Here is an 18485-nt window from a genome sequence, read left to right as displayed (position 1 = left end):
CCTGTTAAATTAGTATTAGTGGTTAAAAATAGTATCTATATGCTGATGCCTATTGGGTTATCCCATACTAAAGTCGTAGACCTCTGTACATGGTTTGGTTTTGAAAAATGATATTAAGGTGGGCGGTCAGATGAATAGTACTTTGCAGGTTCAAGGGGTTGTTGATAATCCCTGTAGACTACTTCGATATTATTTTAGTTGGTACGTTATTGCCCGCCAATGGTGACTTGCTGCTTTTGTGGGCTGTACGCAGCAGGGATCAAACACCTGTAATTGTTCTCTCTTCAGTTAATGCTGCGAAAGCGGATAGAAACCTTTCGGTAAGGTACAGATGGTTTTATATCAAAGTCAATTGGCTCCGCTGAGGTTACTTAAGGGTAGTAAATATAAATTTCTGTTATTGTCTGATACTAAATAAGATGTTCAGTCTATTAAGGCGTGGGGTTGCAGACTTGGGGATTATAAATAAGGTCGCTGTGAATTACATTGCATTGGCTCTGTTTCCAATCAGCTTTTCACATGGCAGTGAAACTCAGATTGAAACCCTCGTTGTTACGGCGGGTAGATATGAGCAGGATATTTCACAGCGGGTGGAGAGTGTTTCTGTTGTAGAGGGTGATCAGCTTAAGAAAAGTGGTAATACCCATATCCAACAGAGCCTGGTGAGTGTACCTGGAGTAAACCTGGCAAGAGGAAATGGACAGGAATACCTGCCAGCTGTGCGCTCTCCAGTATTGACGGGTGCGGGAGCTTGTGGTGGGCTGTTGACAGCAGAAGATGGGATTCCACTGAGAGCAAATGGTTTTTGTAATATCAATGAGCTGTTTGAATCTTTTAGCGAGGTTGCACAGCGTATTGAGGTTATCCGGGGGCCCGCCGGGACACTATACGGTTCCAACGCACTGCACGGGGTGATCAATGTTATCAGCCGCGCCCCGGATGCGGCTGAGGGTGGATCACTCAATATGGAGGCGGGACCCCACGATTATTACCGGGTGGGTGTGTCAGCGGATCATCGCCTCAATAGGCAGGGGGATGGGATAAGTACAGACCTGTATTTGGCCACTGATGGGGGATATCGAGAGCAGTCGGGTCTGGAACAGCAAAAGGCCAGTTTTCAGTACGTCAGCCATATTGGTGATAGCAGGATTCGGACTCGTCTGGTTGCGACAAACCTGAGTCAGGAGACTGCGGGTTACATTGAGGGGGAGGGCGCTTATCGCGATCGCCACTTGAACCGTACAAATCCCAGCCCAGAGGCATTTCGGGATGCCTACGGGTTAAGATTGTATTCCCTGATTGATATACCCATGGATCGGGGGAATCAATTTCATTTGGCGCCGTATTTGCGCAAAACCCAAATGCGTTTTTTACAGCACTATGTGCCGGGCCAGCCTGTGGAGGAAAATGGCCAGGAAAGTATAGGCGTTAGAAGTAGCTATTATCTGGCGCTGGGTGAAAATCTGAATCTGCTTGCGGGTGTCGACACAGAACTCAGTGAGGGATACCTCTTGGAAATTCAAGCCAGTGCCACCGAGGGTTCGGAGTTTCTTCAGGCGACTATCCCAGAGGGAAAGCACTACGACTATGCGGTGACCGCTTGGAATATCGCCCCCTATACCTCGGCAAGCTGGCAGCTCAGTGATTATTTGGCAATTACTGCTGGAGTGCGGTTTGAGTCCGCCTATTATGATTACAGCAATAAAATGCTCGCTGGGCGCACCGATGAAAATGGCCTGGCTTGTGACTTCGGTGGCTGCCGGTTTAGCCGCCCGGATGATCGAAAAGATCGCTTCAATAATCTCTCCCCCAAGCTGGGTGTGCTGTTACAGTTAAATAATGAACTACAGCTATTTACTCAATTAGCCCAAGGTTATCGCCTGCCCCAGGCGACAGAGTTATATCGATTGCAGCGCGAACAAACTGTTGCAGAGCTGCACCCGGAGGAAATTAATAGCTTTGAAATAGGCCTGAGGAGAGTGGGCGATTCCTTGTCATTTGAGTGGGTGGCCTATGCCATGGAAAAGGCGAATGTAATTTTTCGCGATGCTGATTATTTTAATCAGTCCAATGGCAAGACCCGGCATTGGGGCCTGGAGCTGGCGCTCGACTATGATTTTACGGAAAACCTGCGCTTAGAGGTGAGTAGCAGTTATGCCGAGCACCGTTACGATGATCAGCGGGAGTTGCAGGGCGTGGCGTTGGATGGAAACTTTATCGATTCTGCAGCAAAAACTTTTGGCAGTTATCGCCTGCTCTGGTCGCCGAGTGCGGCTATCTCAGCGGAGTTGGAGTGGCTACACCAGGGCAGTTATTTTACCGACCCACAAAATGCTCACCGCTACCCCGGACACGATCTACTGAATCTCCATCTGGCCTGGCAGTGGGAACAGTATCAAATTTCCGCACGATTACTGAATATCGCCAATAAGGCCTACGCAGAGCGGGCGGATTACAGCAGTTTCAGCGGTAGCCGCTATTTTCCCGGTGAGCCACGCTCAGTTTATATTGGTGTTAATTTCCAGTGGTAAGGTTGGGATTCGGGCTGTTTAGATAGGGTCTCCTTTTGCAATAGATTTGAAGTCTATTGCAAAAGGAAGGGCCGGTAGGCCTGGATTAGCTGGTGGCGGGCTGCTCAATCTGCTGCTCATCGATTTGGACGGACGCAGAGGACTGACTTTTCAGCCAATTGTCCATACGCTGTTCGAGAATATTGAGGGGCAGGGCACCGGCGCCTAACAGAGCGTCGTGGAAACTGCGGATATCGAAATTACCGTTTAGGGTTTCTTCGGCCTCTTTGCGCAATTCTTTAATCTTCAGCTGTCCCAGTTTGTAGGCTAGGGCCTGGCCCGGCCAAATCAGGTAGCGGTCGATCTCGACGGTGACATCGTGGAGCGGCTTGGCGCTGTTCGCCATAAAGTATTCGATCGCCTCCTCGCGGCTCCAGCCCAGCTGATGCATGCCGGTGTCCACGACTAGGCGCACGGCGCGCCACATATCGTAGGTGAGGGCGCCGAACTCGCTGTAGGGGTCTTTATATAAACCCAGGTCATAACCGAGGCTCTCGGAGTAGAGACCCCAGCCCTCAACGAACGCGGTGTAGAAGGTCATGCGGCGCAGGGGGTGAATATCGGTTTGCTCTTGTGCCAGGGCAATTTGCAGGTGGTGGCCCGGCATCGCCTCGTGTACCGTGAGCGCTTCCATCTCCCATTTCGGGCGGCTGGGCAGATTGTAGGTATTGGCAAAGAAGATACCCGCGCGGCCCGCTTCGTTGGAGCCGGGCAGATAATAAGCTGTGGTTTGGGCTTGTTCTGAATAGCTGGGTATCGGTTTCACACCATAGGGCAGACGTGGCAAGGTACCGAACAGGGCGGGCAGCTCGGCGTCAATGCGCTTGGCAATATCGCGGTAATCCCGCAGTAACCCCTCGCGGCTGGTGTGGTAAAAGCGCGGGTCTGTGCGCAGGAATTCGGTAAAGGCTTTGAAGTCTCCCTGGAAGCCGGTCTGCTGGATAATTCTATCCATCTCCCCGCGAATTCGCTTCACTTCCGCAAGCCCAATGCGGTGGATCTCCTCGGGGCTCAGGTCGGTGGTGGTATTCTCTTCCACTTTGTGGGCATACCAGCGCAGGCCGTCGGGGCGGCTGGTTAGAGCCGTATCCACCTGGGCCCCGGGAATATATTTGCGCTCGACAAACTCCGCCATGCCCTGCCAGGCCGGCTGCAACTGTTTGCTGTAAATGGTGTAGGCGCGCTGTTGCAGGCTTTTGCGCTTGCTCGCGGGAATGGTCTCTGGCATCTGCTGAAAAACTGTCAGCAGCGGGCTGTGCTCCGGCGCGGTGGGGACCAGCGCGCGTATTTGACGCGGCAGGTCGCGCAGGGTGATTTGCGGCGGTGTAACCCCTTTGCGCAGCCCCCGGCGCATAAGCCCCTGGGTTTGCTCGATCAGGGCTGGCAACTTCTCCAGGCGGCTGATAATCGTTTCGTAATCCGCCACAGTGCGCTTGGGCATACTGCTGAGGACGCCCGGTACACTGCGCTGAATACCGCTCATATGAGTGATCGGTTGCAGGTGATCGGGGAACTGGAAGCTTTTCACTTCTCTCAACAAGTCCTGATACAGCAGTTGGTAATCCAATTGCTGTTCGGCGGGCAGGTCGCTGTGATCGATATTGCGTGCGGCCCCCAAGAGGATTCTGGTCTGTTTCTGTCTGAGTTCTACCGCCTTGAGAGAATCATCCACCCAGCGATGATTTTGCCCGGGGTAGCCTTCATAAGTTGCCTGGCTGGGGTAACTCTCCATAATCCAGCGATAGCGCAAGTCCTGTAGGGCGCTGAGGCGCTCGGAGGCACTGCTCTCCGGGAGTGACTTGTAAGCTTTGCGGAAGGCGTTCTGGTCCATCGCCGCAGCGTTAAGGCTGGCGATCAGTCCCAGGGATGTAAATAGGGCTTTTTTAATAAACGACATAATCCCCTCAAGTAACAGCGTGTGGCCTCAGCGAGGGCCGAGTATTGTGTAAGAGGCGGCTTGGAACCGCTGCCGGGTATGCGAAGAGCAGCCAGCCGCGACGGCTGGCTGTCGTAGTGGCCCGGATTAGTTGGCCGCCGCAGTGCGACTGCCAAAATCCCGGTGATCGATCAGTTGCAGGCGCCGGCGAATTTGCTCCTCGATACCGGAGGCATTGAGGCCGATGGCAGCGAGCAGATCTTTGTGTTTTCCGTGCTCGATAATCTGGTCCGGTAACCCCAGTTGCAGCACGGGCATTGAGCGGGCGCTGCTGTTGAGGTATTCGAGTACGGCGCTTCCGGCACCGCCGGCAATAGTATTCTCTTCGATAGTCACTAAGAGTTGGTGACTATCGGCAAGTTCATCGATCAGCGCTTCGTCCAGGGGTTTTACCCAACGCATATCGGCGACGGAGGCCCCCAGTTGTTCTGCCGCAGCCATAGCCGGGCCGAGCAGGGTGCCGAAGCTGAGGATGGCCACACCGCTGCCCTGGCGCAACAGGCGCCCCTTGCCGATGGGCAGCTCTGTCATCTCCTTGTTGATAGCGGTGCCCATGCCGGTACCGCGCGGGTAGCGCACAGCGGCGGGCCCCTGGTGTTGATAAGCGGTGTAGAGCAGCTGGCGGCACTCGTTTTCATCGCTGGGCGCGGCGATGGCCAGGTAGGGCAGGCAGCGCATAAATGAGAGATCATAGCTGCCCGCGTGGGTGGGGCCGTCTTCGCCCACTAGGCCAGCGCGGTCGATGGCGAAAGTGACATCCAGGTTCTGGATTGCCACATCGTGCACCATTTGGTCGTAGCCGCGCTGCAAAAAGGTCGAGTAAATAGCTACAACCGGTTTCTGTTCTTCGCAGGCGAGACCCGCAGCGAGCGTGACGGCGTGTTGTTCGGCGATAGCCACATCGTGGAAGCGCTCCGGGAAGCGTTTGGAGAACGCCACCATACCGGAACCCTCGCACATGGCCGGGGTAATAGCGACCAGGCGCTCGTCCTGTTCTGCGGTATCGCACAGCCACTGGCCAAAAATATCCTGGTACTTGGGCAGTTTCTTTTTGCCCGGCACCGCCACTTGCACCTTGGCCTCCGGCTCCAGCTTGTTCAGCGCGTGGTAGCCCACCGGATCCTCTTCTGCGGGGCCAAAGCCCTTGCCCTTGGTGGTGGCGATATGCAGAAGCTGCGGGCCCGGTTGGCTGCGCAGGTTGCGCAGGGTGTGCACCAGGTCGTGCATGTTGTGGCCATCCAGGGGCCCCACGTAGTTAAAGCCCAGCTCTTCGAACAGGGTGCCCGGGGTAATCATGCCCTTGACATGCTCTTCGGTGCGCCGCGCCAATTGCCAGGCTTTGGGGATGGCAGACAGTATCTTACGGCTGCCCTCGCGCATGTTCAGGTAGGTTTTACTGGCCAGGATTTTGGCGAAATAGGTAGCCAGCCCGCCGACATTTTTTGAGATAGACATACTGTTGTCATTGAGAACAACCAACATGTCCCTGCCGGTATGCGAGGCGTGGTTCAGGGCTTCGAAAGCCATTCCCGCCGTCATGGCGCCATCGCCGATCACCGCCACTACCTTGCGGTCGTCGGGGGAGCCCAGGGCCATGCCCAGGGCGGCGCTGATCGAGGTGCTGGAGTGGCCGACGCCAAAGGTATCGTAGGGGCTTTCACTGCGCTTGGGAAAGCCGGATAGGCCTCCCTGCTGGCGCATGGACAACATTTGTTCGCGGCGCCCGGTGAGGATCTTGTGGGGGTAGGTCTGGTGGCCCACATCCCAAACCAGGCGATCCTCCGGCGTATTAAAAATGTAATGCAGGGCGATGGTCAGTTCCACCACGCCGAGACCGGCACCAAAGTGTCCGCCGGTCTGGCCGACGCAGTACAGCAGGTACTCGCGCAATTGGCTGGCGAGTTCTGGTAATTGGCGTTCATCGAGGGCGCGCAGCTGTGCTGGGTCGTCGATCGAGTCGAGAAGCGGTGTCTGCGGGCGTGTGCGTGGAATTTCTTCGAGCATCAAAGGTATCAGTTGCAACAGATGGTGATATTGAGGGGGATTGTATGCCCGTGGCGGGCATATTGCATCCCAAACCCCACGGGCAAAGCTGTGACTCAGTGTCCGCGCTGTACGATATAGTCTGCGAGTTGTTGCAGGAGCTGGGTATCGCCATCGAGACTTTGCAGTGCCTGGGAGGCCTGGGCGTGCAGTTTTGCCAGTTTTTCCCGCGCGCCGTCGACGCCCAGCAGGGAGACATAAGTGGGCTTGTTGCGCAGGGCATCCGCGCCCTGGGTTTTGCCCAAAACGGCGGTCTCTGCGGTGATATCGAGAATATCGTCCTGAACCTGAAACGCCAGGCCAATAGCCCGGGCGTAGCGGCTGATAATCTCCAGTTCGCCGGCACTGGCACCGCCGAGCAGTGCGCCCATACGCGCGCTGGCACAGATCAGGGCGCCGGTCTTGAGGCGGTGCATGGGTTCCAGCTGATTCAGGCTGAGGCTTTGGTCAACGGAGTCCAGGTCGATCGCCTGGCCGGCAACCATGCCCCGGGCTCCCGCCGCAGCGGCAAGCTCGCGCAATAACTGTAGCTGTAGCTGAGGGGCGAATTGCTCCGCCAGGAGCAATTCGAATGCCAGGGTTTGCAGGGCATCGCCGGCGAGAATGGCTGTGGCTTCGCCATAGGCGATATGGCAGGTGGGGCGACCTCGGCGCAGGTCGTCGTCATCCATGGCCGGCAGGTCGTCGTGCACCAGGGAGTAGGCGTGAATGCACTCCAGGGCCGCCGCTGTGCTATCGCAATGGGCCAGATCAAAATCGATACCCCGGAAAACCTGGGCGCAGGCGTAGACGAGGGCGGGGCGCAGGCGTTTACCGGGGCCCAGCGCGGCATAGCCCATCGCTTCGAACAGCTTTTCTGCGCCGTCGACCGGGGTGCTGAGCGCCTGCTGGATTCGGCTTTCGACGCGTGTGGAGGAGGCCTGTAGAAAGGCCTTCAGTTGCTCTGGCAAGTTTGCGGAACTCACTTAAACCGGGTCCCCGCTGTTGTCGTCGGTCTCAAAGGGAAGCTCGCGGATATTGCCGTTCTCTTCGATTAGCAGCTTCACTTTCTGCTCGGCTTTGGCGAGCTTCTGCTGGCACTCCCGGGTGAGTTTCACCCCTTTTTCAAAATCAGCGAGGGCCTCCTCCAAGGGGAGATCGCCGCCTTCGAGCCGCTCAACCAGCTGTTCCAGCGCTTCGAGACTCTCTTCAAAAGTTGCTGTTTTTTTCTTCGCCGCCATAGCATCGCCTCATAATTGCCGGGCAACCTTAGCGGCTGGCGCTGCGGGGGTCAATTCTATGGGGGTACCGGTTGGGGGGACCGCGCCTAGCGGTTTGCCTGCCGGGACAATAAGTAGTGCGCCAGGGCTTTTTTCTGTACCTGCGTAAAGTTGTAGTTTGGCATCGGAGGTGTGGGGGCGTCGAAGTAGTCGGCCAGGCCCTGCGCCGTGTATTTAGTCGATAGATTGCGCAGGGGAAACTGGGCCTGATGACAGTGGGCGCAATCGTGGGCCCGATAGAGTTGTGCACCCAGTTGCACTGTAGCCGCATTAGTGGAGATTGCGGCAGCCGTCGTTATTTTTTGTAGAGGCGCCTGCCGTGCAGCCAGTATCGTTTGGCGAGGGGCTCCCTGGCGGACGCGATAAATCGCACCGGCGTAGTCATCGGAAATATAGATATTCCCCCGATTGTCTTCGGCGATAGCGACAGGGCGTCCGTATACTGCCTGGCGATCCTCGCTGAGAAATCCCCACAGGAAATCCCGCTGCCGAATTTCTCCGTTGTCTCCCCAGTGCAGGGAAACGACTTTGTAGCCGTCTTTCACGCTGCGGTTCCAGGAGCCGTGCAGGGCGACCAGAGCGGCATTGCGGTAGTCTGGGGGCTGCTCTGCACTGCGCAGGAAGCGAATACCGAGCGGGGCATTATGAGCGGGAAATTCGTGTACGGGGGGAATTGAGTCGGCAATTTTTTGCTGGATTTTAGGGCTTGCCTCTGCGCTGAATTCCGGATCGGGAATCCGGTTACCGTAGGCGTAGGGCCACCCGTAAAATTGTCCCTGGCGAATCAGGTTGAGCTCATCCGGCGGCAGTTTGTCGCCGAGCCAGTCGCGGCCATTGTCTGTGGCGTAGAGTCCGCCATCTTTTGGCGACCAATCGAAGCCCACACTGTTGCGCAGACCGGTGGCATATATTTCAAAATTATGTCCGTTTGGTTTCATTCTCATGATACTGGCGCGGCGCGGATCTTTTTCCCTGCAAATATTGCAGCTGGAACCACTGCTGAGAAATAGCCACCCATCTGGACTTATAGCAATGGTCTTGGTCCAGTGTCCGTCGTCCCCAAGGTTTTCGAGAATTCGCTGGTAGCGCCCGGCCAGCCGCCCGTCGGAGTGATCAAATGCTACCCGTCCAATGGCGTCGCTCTCGGCAATATATAACCAGTTATCGTGCAGTAATAAGCCGTGGGGCCGTTGCAATTTATCAAGCAGAACTTTTTGTCCGTCGCTGCGGCCATCGCCATTTCGGTCTTTGAATAAAAGGGAAACTTGGCCCAGTTTGGGCTGTGAGACGATAATATCTCCGCTTCGAGTCACACTGAGCCAGCGCGCGCCGGCAACATTTCCGGCAAATAACTGTACTGAATAGCCGTCCGCTGCGCTTAGTCGACCTGCGACTTCTTTTTCTGTTGTTTTAACGCCACCGAGCAGTTGGCGCCAGGGTACGCTGATACCGGAGTTGCAGGCGGCTAAGGCGGCGGAAAGCACCGTCGCCAGGGCAATAAAAAATATTAGCGTATATTTCAACGTTTTCTTCATGGTATTGATTGAACTTGAAAGCGAGATGTTTATAGTTGCCGCGCTTATCTGTTTATCCCTATAGTTAACGCGGGATTAATTTCCTGCCTTCCCTCCCTTTTGTAACAGCTAACTCAGTTTGTGAGATATCTCTTACACGAAATTCAGCAGATTGCCCCTACTTTTTTCTCTCCTGATGTCCATAATTAACTTGCAGGGACGCAAAAGGGACTGCACTACTGCGGCAATGGATAAATGGACTGCGCCGCTCGCCCTAGGGATATGGGCACCATCCTGTGAGACGCACCGCCCGGGCCGGATTGCCCGGGCGGTGTTTTACATTCTGCTTTAGTCTGTCAGTTGCCAGCGGCAACACTTCCCACAATTTACACCTTCTTGCATAAATTTGCTGATATTCCACCAACGGGCTGTGGCTGTCTGGAATTTGTAATAGTTATCCGCTTTAATGTTGACAGACCGGTCAAATTATCAATGGGCCGGCGGAGGGTAGCGCATTCCGTAATCTACCAGCAGAAGTGCCCGTATCTTCCAAGGCTAATTTGCACTTGTGGGCACCTGTATTTTCGTTGGTTAAAAAACTTTCGGACAAGCTCTTGCTGTCTGTGAGCGATTTTTTGTTGTTGAAAGTGGGCGGTTTTTGCCAAGCTGAGAATCGCGACCCTCTTTTTCATCCAGCCTTTTCGAGCTGTCACTCCAAAGCTTCTTTTGTATTTTCAATAAAAACCTTTGTGATCAAACGGAAGCAGTTCCGGGGCTGCCTTGTTCTATTCGATTGTGGGGAGGCGAGGTTATGCATGCGAGAATTTTGCGTTTAAATCTGGCGGGGCAACCGCTGGAGTGGTTGAGTTGGCAAGAGGCATCCTGCCTGTACGTACGCGAGCTGGTTACCTGGTCTCTGGGGGGGATTGTCCAGCGGGTGCGCGGGGGCTTTAATCGCTACGGCGACCGCTCCAGCCTGGATCTGGCCGCGATTATCGCCTGTGGTGGCGCGCGTATGGCCCGCCCGCGCCGGCGCCCCCCCCTGACAAATCGGGCGCTTTTCTTTCGCGATTCCCACACCTGTCTTTATTGCGGCAATAACTTTAAGAGTGTGGATTTGACGCGGGATCATGTTATCCCAGTGTCTAGAGGTGGGGTGGATTCCTGGGAAAATGTGGTTGCGGCTTGCCGGCGCTGTAACCAGCATAAAGGCAATCAATTATTACAAAATCTCGATATGGAGTTGTTGGCTTTGCCCTTCTGCCCCAATGCCGCCGAATACCTCGCGCTGATTAACAGTGAGCGGATTCGCGGTGATCAAATGGAATTTTTACGCGGTCAGTTTTCGCGGCGGCGCCAACAGGGCTGGTTGCTGCACTAGTCTGTCGAATCTAAATATGCAAAAAGAAAAGGGGCGCGAGGCCCCTTTTTATTCCTTATCTTCGTTAGATGAAGATACCGCAGAGCGGATCAGTCCGGTCAGGTACTCAGTGAAATTATGCCCGCGATTTTCCATCATTTTGGGGAACATGGAGTTGGGGGTCATACCGGGGAAGGTGTTTACTTCGTTGAGGTAGAGCTCACCGCTCTCTGTCAGGAAAAAGTCGATGCGGGATAAATCCTTGAGCTTTAGCGCTTTAAACGTGCGCAGGGAAACTTCGGCAATCCACTGTAGCTGCTCTTCGTGCAGATCTGCCGCTTCGATAAAAGTAACCGCGCGGCTGCCCTCGGCATACTTTTCCTTATAGGTATAAAAAGTATCCGATGGCGCACGCACTTCTCCCGGATGAGTTGCGACGACATCATCATCGTAGTGGTAAACCGCCACTTCCAGCTCCCTGGCTTTCAGCGCTTTTTCTATCAGTACGTAAGGGGAGAGTTTAAAGGCGTCTTCGATCGCAGCCTCCAGCTCCTCTTTGTCACTGACCTTAAAGCAGCCAACGGAAGACCCCTGGTTGGAGGCCTTCACAAATACTTCACCCCAGTTTTCCAGGGCGCTGTGGGCTTTTTGCAGTTCCTCGACTTCAAGGCTGTGTAAAAACTCGTAGGGAGTGTTTTCAATGCCGAGGGCGCTGAGCCACAGTTTAGTTTTTATCTTGTTAAAGCAGATTTTGCTGGATTCAGGCGCAGAGCCGAAATAGGGGATACCGAACATCTCCAATTGCGACTGCAAATCGCCAGTTTCCCCGGGGTAACCGTGAATTGCGGGGATGACATAGTCTACCTCCCAGGCGTTACCCTCTTCATCGCGGATTTTGCGATCGTAAAAGATATGGTAAACCCGGCCCTGACTGTCGGTGAGACAGCCATTGCTATCCATTTCCACTCGCAAGAGGGCGATGTCCTCCGCCGCTGATAATTTATCCTCGATAAAATCAGCGGTTCTCAGGGATACGTCGTGCTCGCTGCCGCCACCGCCGCAGATAAGCAAGGTGTTAATCATAAAATTATTCCGTGGTAGTGCCTGCCGAGGGTGCGATTAAAACCTGCTCGCACAGTTGCGGCATGGTCTTTGGTTTCGGCTTTTTCTTTTGGGGCTTGGGTTTAGTGCCATTGAGCATTGCATAGAAGTCATCGCTAAACCACCAGTCCAAGTCGCTGCCACAGGCCGCAGTGCTCACCGGCGCCTGTGGTTTACAGTTGCTGCTGCCCTCCGGGCAGGCCAGGCGCACATGAAAATGGTAGTTGTGTCCCCACCAGGGGCGCACCTTGCGCAGCCACTCGTTATCCTCGCCGGATATTTCACACAGGTGGCGCTTGATGGTGGGGTGTACAAAAATTCTTTCGACCCGCTGGTCTTCTGCGGCCAGGCGCAGAATTTTGGGTACCCGGTCGTCCCAGTTTTCTGGGATTAAACGGTGTTTGCGTTCATCGGCCAGGGCGACGGCAGAGATATTATCGCGCTCCCAAGAGGTGAGTGGGCGCTCTGCGGCGCGGCGATCCTGGGAATACCAGATATCCACGTCCAGGCCGGTTTGGTGACTGCTATGTCCACCATTGCCGAAAGGGCCGCCCCGAGCCATGGACATATCGCCGATCTGAATTCTGCCCAGATCTTTCTGCGCCACGCTGTGGGAAAATTCTTTCAGGAAAGTAATCGTTTGCGGGTGGGCAAAATGCCGGTCACGGCCGGTTCTCACTAATTGATAGCCCTCCCCCCGGAGTGGCAGGGTCTCCCCGCCACTGAGGCAGCCGTTGGTGTAGGTGCCGATACTGGAGGGCGTCTGCGCACTGGGGCCCTCGACCCTATCCCAGTCGTTGGCGCTGACTGTGCCGCCAACCAGCGCAGAGGTGAGAAGCAGAGTGTGGGTTAAGTGCCGGATAAATCCCGCCCTGGGGCGAGTAGCGGCTTCGCTAGTGGATACTGAATGTTGCGATGTCGGGTGCATGGGTCCCTGGATACCAATAAGTCACAGTTGTCGGGCCACCAGAAGTGGCGCCCGACGAGTATAGACAGACAGAGTACTAGCTCTGTGACGCAAGTATCTCTTTACAGTTCCGTATCAGCTGCTCCATTTCTTCATCGGTGCCGATAGAGATACGCAAGTATTCACTGATGCGCGGTTTGTTGAAATAGCGTACCAGAATATTGCGCTCGCGCAGTGCCAGGTACAGGGCTTCCGCGCCGGGCTCCGGGGGCTTGGCCAGGAGGAAATTGGCCTGTGAGGGAATCACTTCAAATCCCAGGTCTGTAAGCGCCCGCTCACTGCGCTGGCGGGTGGCGATGACCTTGCCGCAATTGTCGCTGTGCCAGGCGGTATCGCGGATCGCCGCCGTGGCGACTCGCTGGGCTATCGCATCAATGGGGTAGGAGTTAAAGGAGTTTTTAGCTCTCAGCAGCCCCTCGATCAGGTGCTTTTGCCCCATGGCAAAGCCCAGGCGCAGCCCCGCCAGGGCATAGGATTTTGACAGTGTGTGGATCACCAGCAAGTTGGGGTAGCGATCGATCAGTGCCGTTGCGCTCTGGCCGCCAAAATCGATATAGGCCTCATCGATAATCACCACTCTTTCGGGCTGTGAGTGCAAAAGCTGCTCAATTTGCTCTAGAGGCAGGTATCGCCCTGTGGGAGCATTGGGATTGGGAATAATGACGCCCGCTGCGGGGGCCGCATAGTCCTCAAGCTGAACCGAGAAATCACTGCGCAGGGGGATAGTGCGGCTTTTGATATTGAAGAGCTGGCAATAGACCGGGTAGAAACTGTAGGTGATATCCGGAAAGAGCAGGGGCTCACTGCGGCGGAAAAAACTGTAAAAACTCAGGGCCAGTACTTCATCGGAGCCATTGCCCACAAAGACCTGCTCGGCAGAGAGGTTGTGCTTGTCGGCAATAGCGCGGCGCAGCTCACAGGACTCCGGATCGGGGTAGCGGCGCAGCGCATCGGCAAAGTCATGCTGCTCCAAGAGCCCCAAAGCCTGGGGAGAGGCGGGGTAGGGGTTCTCATTGGTATTGAGCTTTATCAGGGTGTCACTCTTTGGCTGCTCCCCAGGGGTATAGGGCTCCAGCTGATCGAGCCCGGGGCTCCAATAAATCTTGCTCATAATTCTACCTCTGCGGTACTACTTGGGTTGGCACTGGAGGAGCCCTCAGCGCTCTCTTCCGTTTCTTTTTTCTCAATGGGGATATCAAACAGATCGGCCGAATTCCCAATAAATTCCTGCATGGGAATAGGCTTACGGAACAGCATATTATCGTATTTCAGTGCAGTGGATATCGATGGAACTTCGCTGAATTCGTCCATATTACTAACGCTTTCCGCCAGTCCCAGGGTCAAAAAAGCGAGGGGCAGTGTCAGTGCTACCGTCCAACGCCAGCCCCTGGCCAGGTTGGTGGCCAGGTAGCAGGCGGACCAGAGCATGGACGGCAATATGATAGCGAGTATCAGGAAGTCCATAACCTGGATACCGGTGCCGACGGCAAAATTGTAATTGATCACCCCCCTCAACCACTCCCAAAAGGTGTAAGTGAGTGCGCCTATGACCGCGATAGACAGGTGGGTAAAAAAGTGGGTTTCGTGCCGGACCACTCTGCCGATAAATGCCCAGACCCCGGCGTAAATCACCATGCCAATAATGGCGGTGGCGAGAATGTTGACGGCGATGGTCCATTGATAGCTACGCGCGTAACCGAGATAGCTCATCAGCACGCTGGCGAAGCCGAAGCACAGCAGCAGTAGAATAGCCCCAAGGGGGTGAGACAAGCTGGAAAACAAGTTCTCCAGTGAGTGGAGCGGGGTGGCTTCGGGCACCGGTTCATCCGTATGAAAAATTCGGAAGCGGGACTTGCCACACTGCAACAGATCACCGGAGGAGATTCGGTGTTGAGCAATGCTATCGGGTTTAACTGACTTGTCTTTCAGGTTTCCCAACAGCTGGCAGCCGTTGACCGAATTGAGGTCGCGCAAGACGTACCGGCCATCCTCTTCCCGTTTGATCTCGGCATGGTGGGCATCGGAGTGGATGTCCTCCAGGATTGCATCGTTATCGTAAGCGCGGCCCAGGGTAAATTTATCCCCGTCCATTCGGTAGCGCAGCTGCACCCGGTGGGCGCGATTGAGTTCTTCAATAATCAGGGCCATTGGATCTCGCTTGTGAACTTCTGGGTAAAGGCGTCGGCGGACTCCTGGGTAAAGCCGGACAGGGTAAAGTGACTGACCAGCGCGCGATTTTTCTGATCCACACTGAGGCTCAGAAAGAAAATATCGTAGAGGTCAGGAAAATCTTTGTAGCGCCTGACACAATAGCTGGTGCGTGCAATCAGGGGCTCGCGATTGCGATCTGGCTTGGACAGCGGGGTTTGCCCGCCGCGCTCCTGGGAGGTAAAGCCCTGCTGGCAGCGGAAATTGGTTACGTCCTCCTCGCCGGCGCTGTTACCCGGGTAGAAAGAGTCCATCTGCCCGGCATATTCGGCATAAAAACGTGCAGGCAAAAGGTCCTCGGCTTGCAGCCAGAAAAATTCATACTCGACCCTTCCAGTGTTGAAGTCGTCGGACATAAAAATCACATCCTGTCCGGTGCAGCCTTTATCAATTCGCTTGATCGGGTTGGCTTCGTTATCCAGGGTATTTCCCCAGCATTTAATTGCCGGAATTATTTCACCGACGACCTGAGCTTCACCGAGGGCGCGGCGCTGCCAGTCGGCCCTGAGTATTGAATCGATAATTCTCTGCTGATTATCCAGTAGCTGTTGATAAGTCACCTGCTTTAAATTGAGGGGGCCACCTTCCGCGCGGTAGTGCTTTAACAGTGTCGACAGTTTATCTACTGGTACCAGGAAGCTGACCTGGTTGCCGGCAGTCGCTACATTAATACCGACTACCTGCCCCCGGGTATTGATGGTGGGGCCACCGCTCATGCCGGGGTTGATAGAGCCGGCAAAGTGAATGCGATCGTAGAGGCTGCCGCCGGCGATGCCGTTATAGGTCCCGGGGATCAGAGTCATGCCCAGGTCCAGTGGGTTGCCCAGAGAGACAATGGTCTCCCCTTTTTTGGGGGTGTCCGTCGCTAATTGCAGATATTCATCTCCGGATTTTTCCTGGCGCAGCAACGCCAGATCATTGACCACGTCAATATCCAGCAAGGTCAATTGCCCGCGGGTGCCGTTAACGGCGAGATATTCCAGGGAGTACTCGTCGGGTTCGCTAACCGCCTGGGCCACCACGTGGTAATTGGTGGCGATAAGTCCATCGGAGGAGATTTGAAAGCCCGAGCCCAGGCCGGCTTTTGAATTGGAGGATTTTTCGATCAGTTGAATTTGATAGAGGCTGCCGCGATATTCACTGTAGAGCTTCTCATAGCCTTGCGCCATTGCAGCAGTGGATAAGCAGCACAGAATCCAGGCGAACAGCCACGGGGAAAGTTTCGGCATTTTGTATTGATTAAATTGTGGACAGGAAGGGTGATACTACGGGATCTAAGATAGAGCAACAAGCGCCCATCACCGGCTTCAGCCTAGCGGTGATGGGCTTATTTTAGACAACTAGAGGTAGTCGACGATTTTTGGTTGGTTTTCTATCATTTTTTGATGCGATTCAAGATAGAAGCGGGTGAAGAGTTTGTCGGCTTCTTCTGGGGCGATAAAGCCCTGGCTAAAGCCGGGGCTAACGGGGTCGAGGTGCAGGCGTGCGCAGCTGATTATATGGGCGGCCATCTGTGCCATATTCTCATCGCCGATAGAAATACGAATGGTGGTTGGGAATATACCCGCTGCTTCCATCGCCTCCGGGGAGAGTTCTGAATGCGATGTCAGGGCGGGGCAGAGCACCATGGTATTGGTCTGGCCCAAGCTCACCATCTGCCCGAAAGCGGGCTCTAGCGCGTCAAAGAAACTCTTAAAAGCTTCGGTGGGAATTTGTGCAGCTTCCATATCAATACTGAACAGTGGTGTGGGAAGCTGATAGCGCATCAGTGATTCCCGCAGCCCGGAGTTGGGGTGCGTCTTCACCGCGTGGCTGTTGACGCGAATCTTGCTGTGGCTGGCGAAGAAGTGGCTGAGGCTCAAAGTGTTAATACACTTGGTGAGCATACGCATCTCCAGGGTGCGCATACCGCAGTGGACTTCCCAGGCCTTGTCGGCATCCAGGAAGGCCCCCTTGATGTAATAGACATCCCAGAACATGCACTGATCCCAATTCAGGCCCTTTGCGCGGTCGCCTTTGGGGATAAACATACGGTGGTTCTCGCCGATAACCACACCGGCAGTGGCGGCACCGGTGCCGCCGATATCCTTGGTGTAGGAGTGGACAACAAAATCCGGTCTCTCGGCTCTGTCTTTGCGGCGTAGAGGCTGGTATAGGAAGGGAGTTGCCAGGGTGGCATCCAGGCTTACCAGAATATTTTCCCTGTGTGCGGTTTTACAGATAGCCGGCACATCCAACATGATCCCGTGGGGGTTACATGGCGATTCAATATACACATGTATTTTTGCCCCGGCGTTGATGGCATCGGCATAGGTTTGTTGGGTGTCCGCAAGTAGCTTTTTGAACTCCTCAGCGGTACTGCCATCAAACCAGGCCAGTTTGATCGACAACTTGTCTTTGCGCGCGTAGAAATCCTGTAACAGCTGGTGCGTGCCGCCATAGATATTTCTGGAAACAATCAAGATATCCCCGTGGCGCAGTTGATTTGACAGGAGTGCGTCGATTGCAGCCATACCGGAATTAAAATTCCAGGCCATATATTCACTGGCTTCAGGACCACACTCCAAATCGACAATGGCATTGGCCAGGGAGATGGAGGTGGGGTTGAGTAGGCGTGAATAAATATCGTGGCTCGGCTCCCGGCCGCGGAAGGCATCATCCACCCACTCGGTGCAGGCATAGATATAGGTGGCAGTACGGGCAATTACCGGAGTTGCAGAAAAAATAGCCGGAATATTATCGAACAGGGGGTAACCACCCCGTGTAGTGATATTGAAGTCATCCCCCTGCAAGCTTTGAAAGCTGGCGCGCAATGGGTTTTGTAGCGTATCCAATAATTTTGCCAGCTGAAAACTCATAAAACGCTTGGCATTGAAATAGGCAATCTTATCGGATTTATCCAGGCGCTGGAGGGTGTCGGTTACCTGGCTCCACAGCTGGCTCAAATTTCCCTGCGCCTGGTAAAGTAGGGTGGCGGTTTGCTCTAACAGTTTGCCGTGTTCCGAGGTTCTATCAATACAAAAGTGCTGCAATTGTTCCCGCGCCAACTCTTTTATATTTTTTGCTTCGGTGCTGTTGCGGCGGGGAGAGAGAATTTTTACATCTTCAAGGTTTGCTTCCATGGTGTCCTCACTAGGTGATGTTTTTTGTTATATGGTGACTCTAACAGCCCTATGCGGCGTGTAAAACACTTGGCGCGAAATTGGCTGTAATTACGCGTGATCGACCTGTAATTCCTGAATCGGTAAAGTAGCGTCCAGTTGAGGGGGTACAGGTGATTGTGGAAACAGTGACCTCGCCATGGAAGGGCAGCCCCCGCAACATACTTCGGATAAATTTATGTTCCTTTGTAGTTTTTGGATATGAAGGGGTGAGGGATTCAGCGCAAGCTGAACGGTCGAGCTGGAAGCGGCAGGTGCAGAGTCTTAGCCGATTCTCTTGGATGAGCTTGTCCGGGCATGGATGCCAAATTTTGCTCTTGATAGTGTTGTTGTAACCGTCGATGGTTGGGACCATCATTTCGGGCC

Annotated in this window: 13 protein-coding genes; 2 read left to right on the top strand and 11 right to left on the bottom strand. The window is 54.5% G+C overall.

The genetic code is table 11. From position 1 onward, the window contains the following. Nucleotides 1-476: 476 nt before the first annotated feature. Nucleotides 477-2531, top strand: coding sequence for a TonB-dependent receptor (locus ACJJIK_RS11970; RefSeq protein WP_444942864.1), 2055 nt, complete (start codon nt 477-479; stop codon nt 2529-2531). Between the two features lie 85 nt (nt 2532-2616). Here the strand turns inward: ACJJIK_RS11970 and ACJJIK_RS11965 are convergent, their stop codons facing one another. From ACJJIK_RS11965 to ACJJIK_RS11945, 5 genes are all read right to left on the bottom strand, one after another. Beyond that, a complete protein-coding gene (locus ACJJIK_RS11965; protein ID WP_444942863.1) occupies nt 2617-4467 on the bottom strand; it encodes a DUF885 domain-containing protein in 1851 nt (616 codons plus the stop codon). A 126-nt stretch (nt 4468-4593) separates the two neighbouring features. Further along, on the bottom strand, nt 4594-6510 hold the full coding sequence (gene dxs, locus ACJJIK_RS11960) for a 1-deoxy-D-xylulose-5-phosphate synthase (RefSeq protein WP_444928528.1): 1917 nt from the start codon (nt 6508-6510) through the stop codon (nt 4594-4596). Nucleotides 6511-6605: 95 nt separating this feature from the next. Next, nucleotides 6606-7499, bottom strand: a complete 894-nt coding sequence (locus ACJJIK_RS11955; RefSeq protein WP_444945062.1) for a polyprenyl synthetase family protein — start codon at nt 7497-7499, stop codon at nt 6606-6608. A gap of 15 nt (nt 7500-7514) precedes the next feature. Further along, nucleotides 7515-7769 (bottom strand): exodeoxyribonuclease VII small subunit, encoded by a 255-nt coding sequence (locus tag ACJJIK_RS11950; RefSeq protein WP_444928527.1) that lies wholly within the window; start codon nt 7767-7769, stop codon nt 7515-7517. 86 nt (nt 7770-7855) lie between these two features. Further along, nucleotides 7856-9331 (bottom strand): PQQ-dependent sugar dehydrogenase, encoded by a 1476-nt coding sequence (locus ACJJIK_RS11945; RefSeq protein WP_444942862.1) that lies wholly within the window; start codon nt 9329-9331, stop codon nt 7856-7858. 802 nt (nt 9332-10133) lie between these two features. Here ACJJIK_RS11945 and ACJJIK_RS11940 point away from each other — a divergent pair. Next, complete coding sequence (locus ACJJIK_RS11940; RefSeq protein ID WP_444928525.1) at nt 10134-10703, top strand: HNH endonuclease; 570 nt, start codon at nt 10134-10136, stop codon at nt 10701-10703. Nucleotides 10704-10751: 48 nt separating this feature from the next. Here ACJJIK_RS11940 and ACJJIK_RS11935 read toward each other — a convergent pair whose 3' ends face one another. The 6 genes from ACJJIK_RS11935 to ACJJIK_RS11910 all read right to left on the bottom strand — a co-directional run bounded on the left by ACJJIK_RS11935 (nt 10752) and on the right by ACJJIK_RS11910 (nt 18080). After that, complete coding sequence (locus ACJJIK_RS11935; protein WP_444942861.1) at nt 10752-11765, bottom strand: D-alanine--D-alanine ligase; 1014 nt, start codon at nt 11763-11765, stop codon at nt 10752-10754. 4 nt (nt 11766-11769) lie between these two features. After that, a complete protein-coding gene (gene mepA, locus ACJJIK_RS11930) occupies nt 11770-12711 on the bottom strand; it encodes a penicillin-insensitive murein endopeptidase (protein WP_444942860.1) in 942 nt (313 codons plus the stop codon). Between the two features lie 76 nt (nt 12712-12787). Then, nucleotides 12788-13861 (bottom strand): histidinol-phosphate transaminase, encoded by a 1074-nt coding sequence (hisC, locus tag ACJJIK_RS11925; protein ID WP_444942859.1) that lies wholly within the window; start codon nt 13859-13861, stop codon nt 12788-12790. Then, nucleotides 13858-14898 carry an FHA domain-containing protein gene (locus tag ACJJIK_RS11920; protein ID WP_444942858.1) on the bottom strand — a complete coding sequence of 347 codons (1041 nt, stop codon included), beginning with the start codon at nt 14896-14898 and terminating at the stop codon, nt 13858-13860. The genes hisC and ACJJIK_RS11920 overlap by 4 nt, the downstream gene beginning before the upstream one ends. Beyond that, nucleotides 14889-16187, bottom strand: a complete 1299-nt coding sequence (locus ACJJIK_RS11915) for a S1C family serine protease (protein ID WP_444942857.1) — start codon at nt 16185-16187, stop codon at nt 14889-14891. The genes ACJJIK_RS11920 and ACJJIK_RS11915 overlap by 10 nt, the downstream gene beginning before the upstream one ends. Before the next feature lie 111 nt (nt 16188-16298). Then, nucleotides 16299-18080, bottom strand: a complete 1782-nt coding sequence (locus ACJJIK_RS11910) for a trans-sulfuration enzyme family protein (RefSeq protein ID WP_444942856.1) — start codon at nt 18078-18080, stop codon at nt 16299-16301. Between the last annotated feature and the right edge of the window lie 405 nt (nt 18081-18485).

The organism is Microbulbifer regidiadema (SeqCode) (genome assembly GCF_052466995.1).
Note: the sequence above shows the minus strand (reverse complement) of the source record. Positions and strands in the feature narration are given on the sequence as shown.

Excerpts from the sequence above, each read along its gene's own strand:
- ACJJIK_RS11965 (WP_444942863.1), bottom strand. The coding sequence starts at position 4,467 with ATGTCGTTTATTAAAAAAGCCCTATTTACATCCCTGGGACTGATCGCC.
- dxs (WP_444928528.1), bottom strand. The coding sequence starts at position 6,510 with ATGCTCGAAGAAATTCCACGCACACGCCCGCAGACACCGCTTCTCGAC.
- ACJJIK_RS11950 (WP_444928527.1), bottom strand. The coding sequence starts at position 7,769 with ATGGCGGCGAAGAAAAAAACAGCAACTTTTGAAGAGAGTCTCGAAGCG.
- ACJJIK_RS11940 (WP_444928525.1), top strand. The coding sequence starts at position 10,134 with ATGCATGCGAGAATTTTGCGTTTAAATCTGGCGGGGCAACCGCTGGAG.
- ACJJIK_RS11935 (WP_444942861.1), bottom strand. The coding sequence starts at position 11,765 with ATGATTAACACCTTGCTTATCTGCGGCGGTGGCGGCAGCGAGCACGAC.
- mepA (WP_444942860.1), bottom strand. The coding sequence starts at position 12,711 with ATGCACCCGACATCGCAACATTCAGTATCCACTAGCGAAGCCGCTACT.
- hisC (WP_444942859.1), bottom strand. The coding sequence starts at position 13,861 with ATGAGCAAGATTTATTGGAGCCCCGGGCTCGATCAGCTGGAGCCCTAT.
- ACJJIK_RS11920 (WP_444942858.1), bottom strand. The coding sequence starts at position 14,898 with ATGGCCCTGATTATTGAAGAACTCAATCGCGCCCACCGGGTGCAGCTG.
- ACJJIK_RS11915 (WP_444942857.1), bottom strand. The coding sequence starts at position 16,187 with ATGCCGAAACTTTCCCCGTGGCTGTTCGCCTGGATTCTGTGCTGCTTA.
- ACJJIK_RS11910 (WP_444942856.1), bottom strand. The coding sequence starts at position 18,080 with ATGGAAGCAAACCTTGAAGATGTAAAAATTCTCTCTCCCCGCCGCAAC.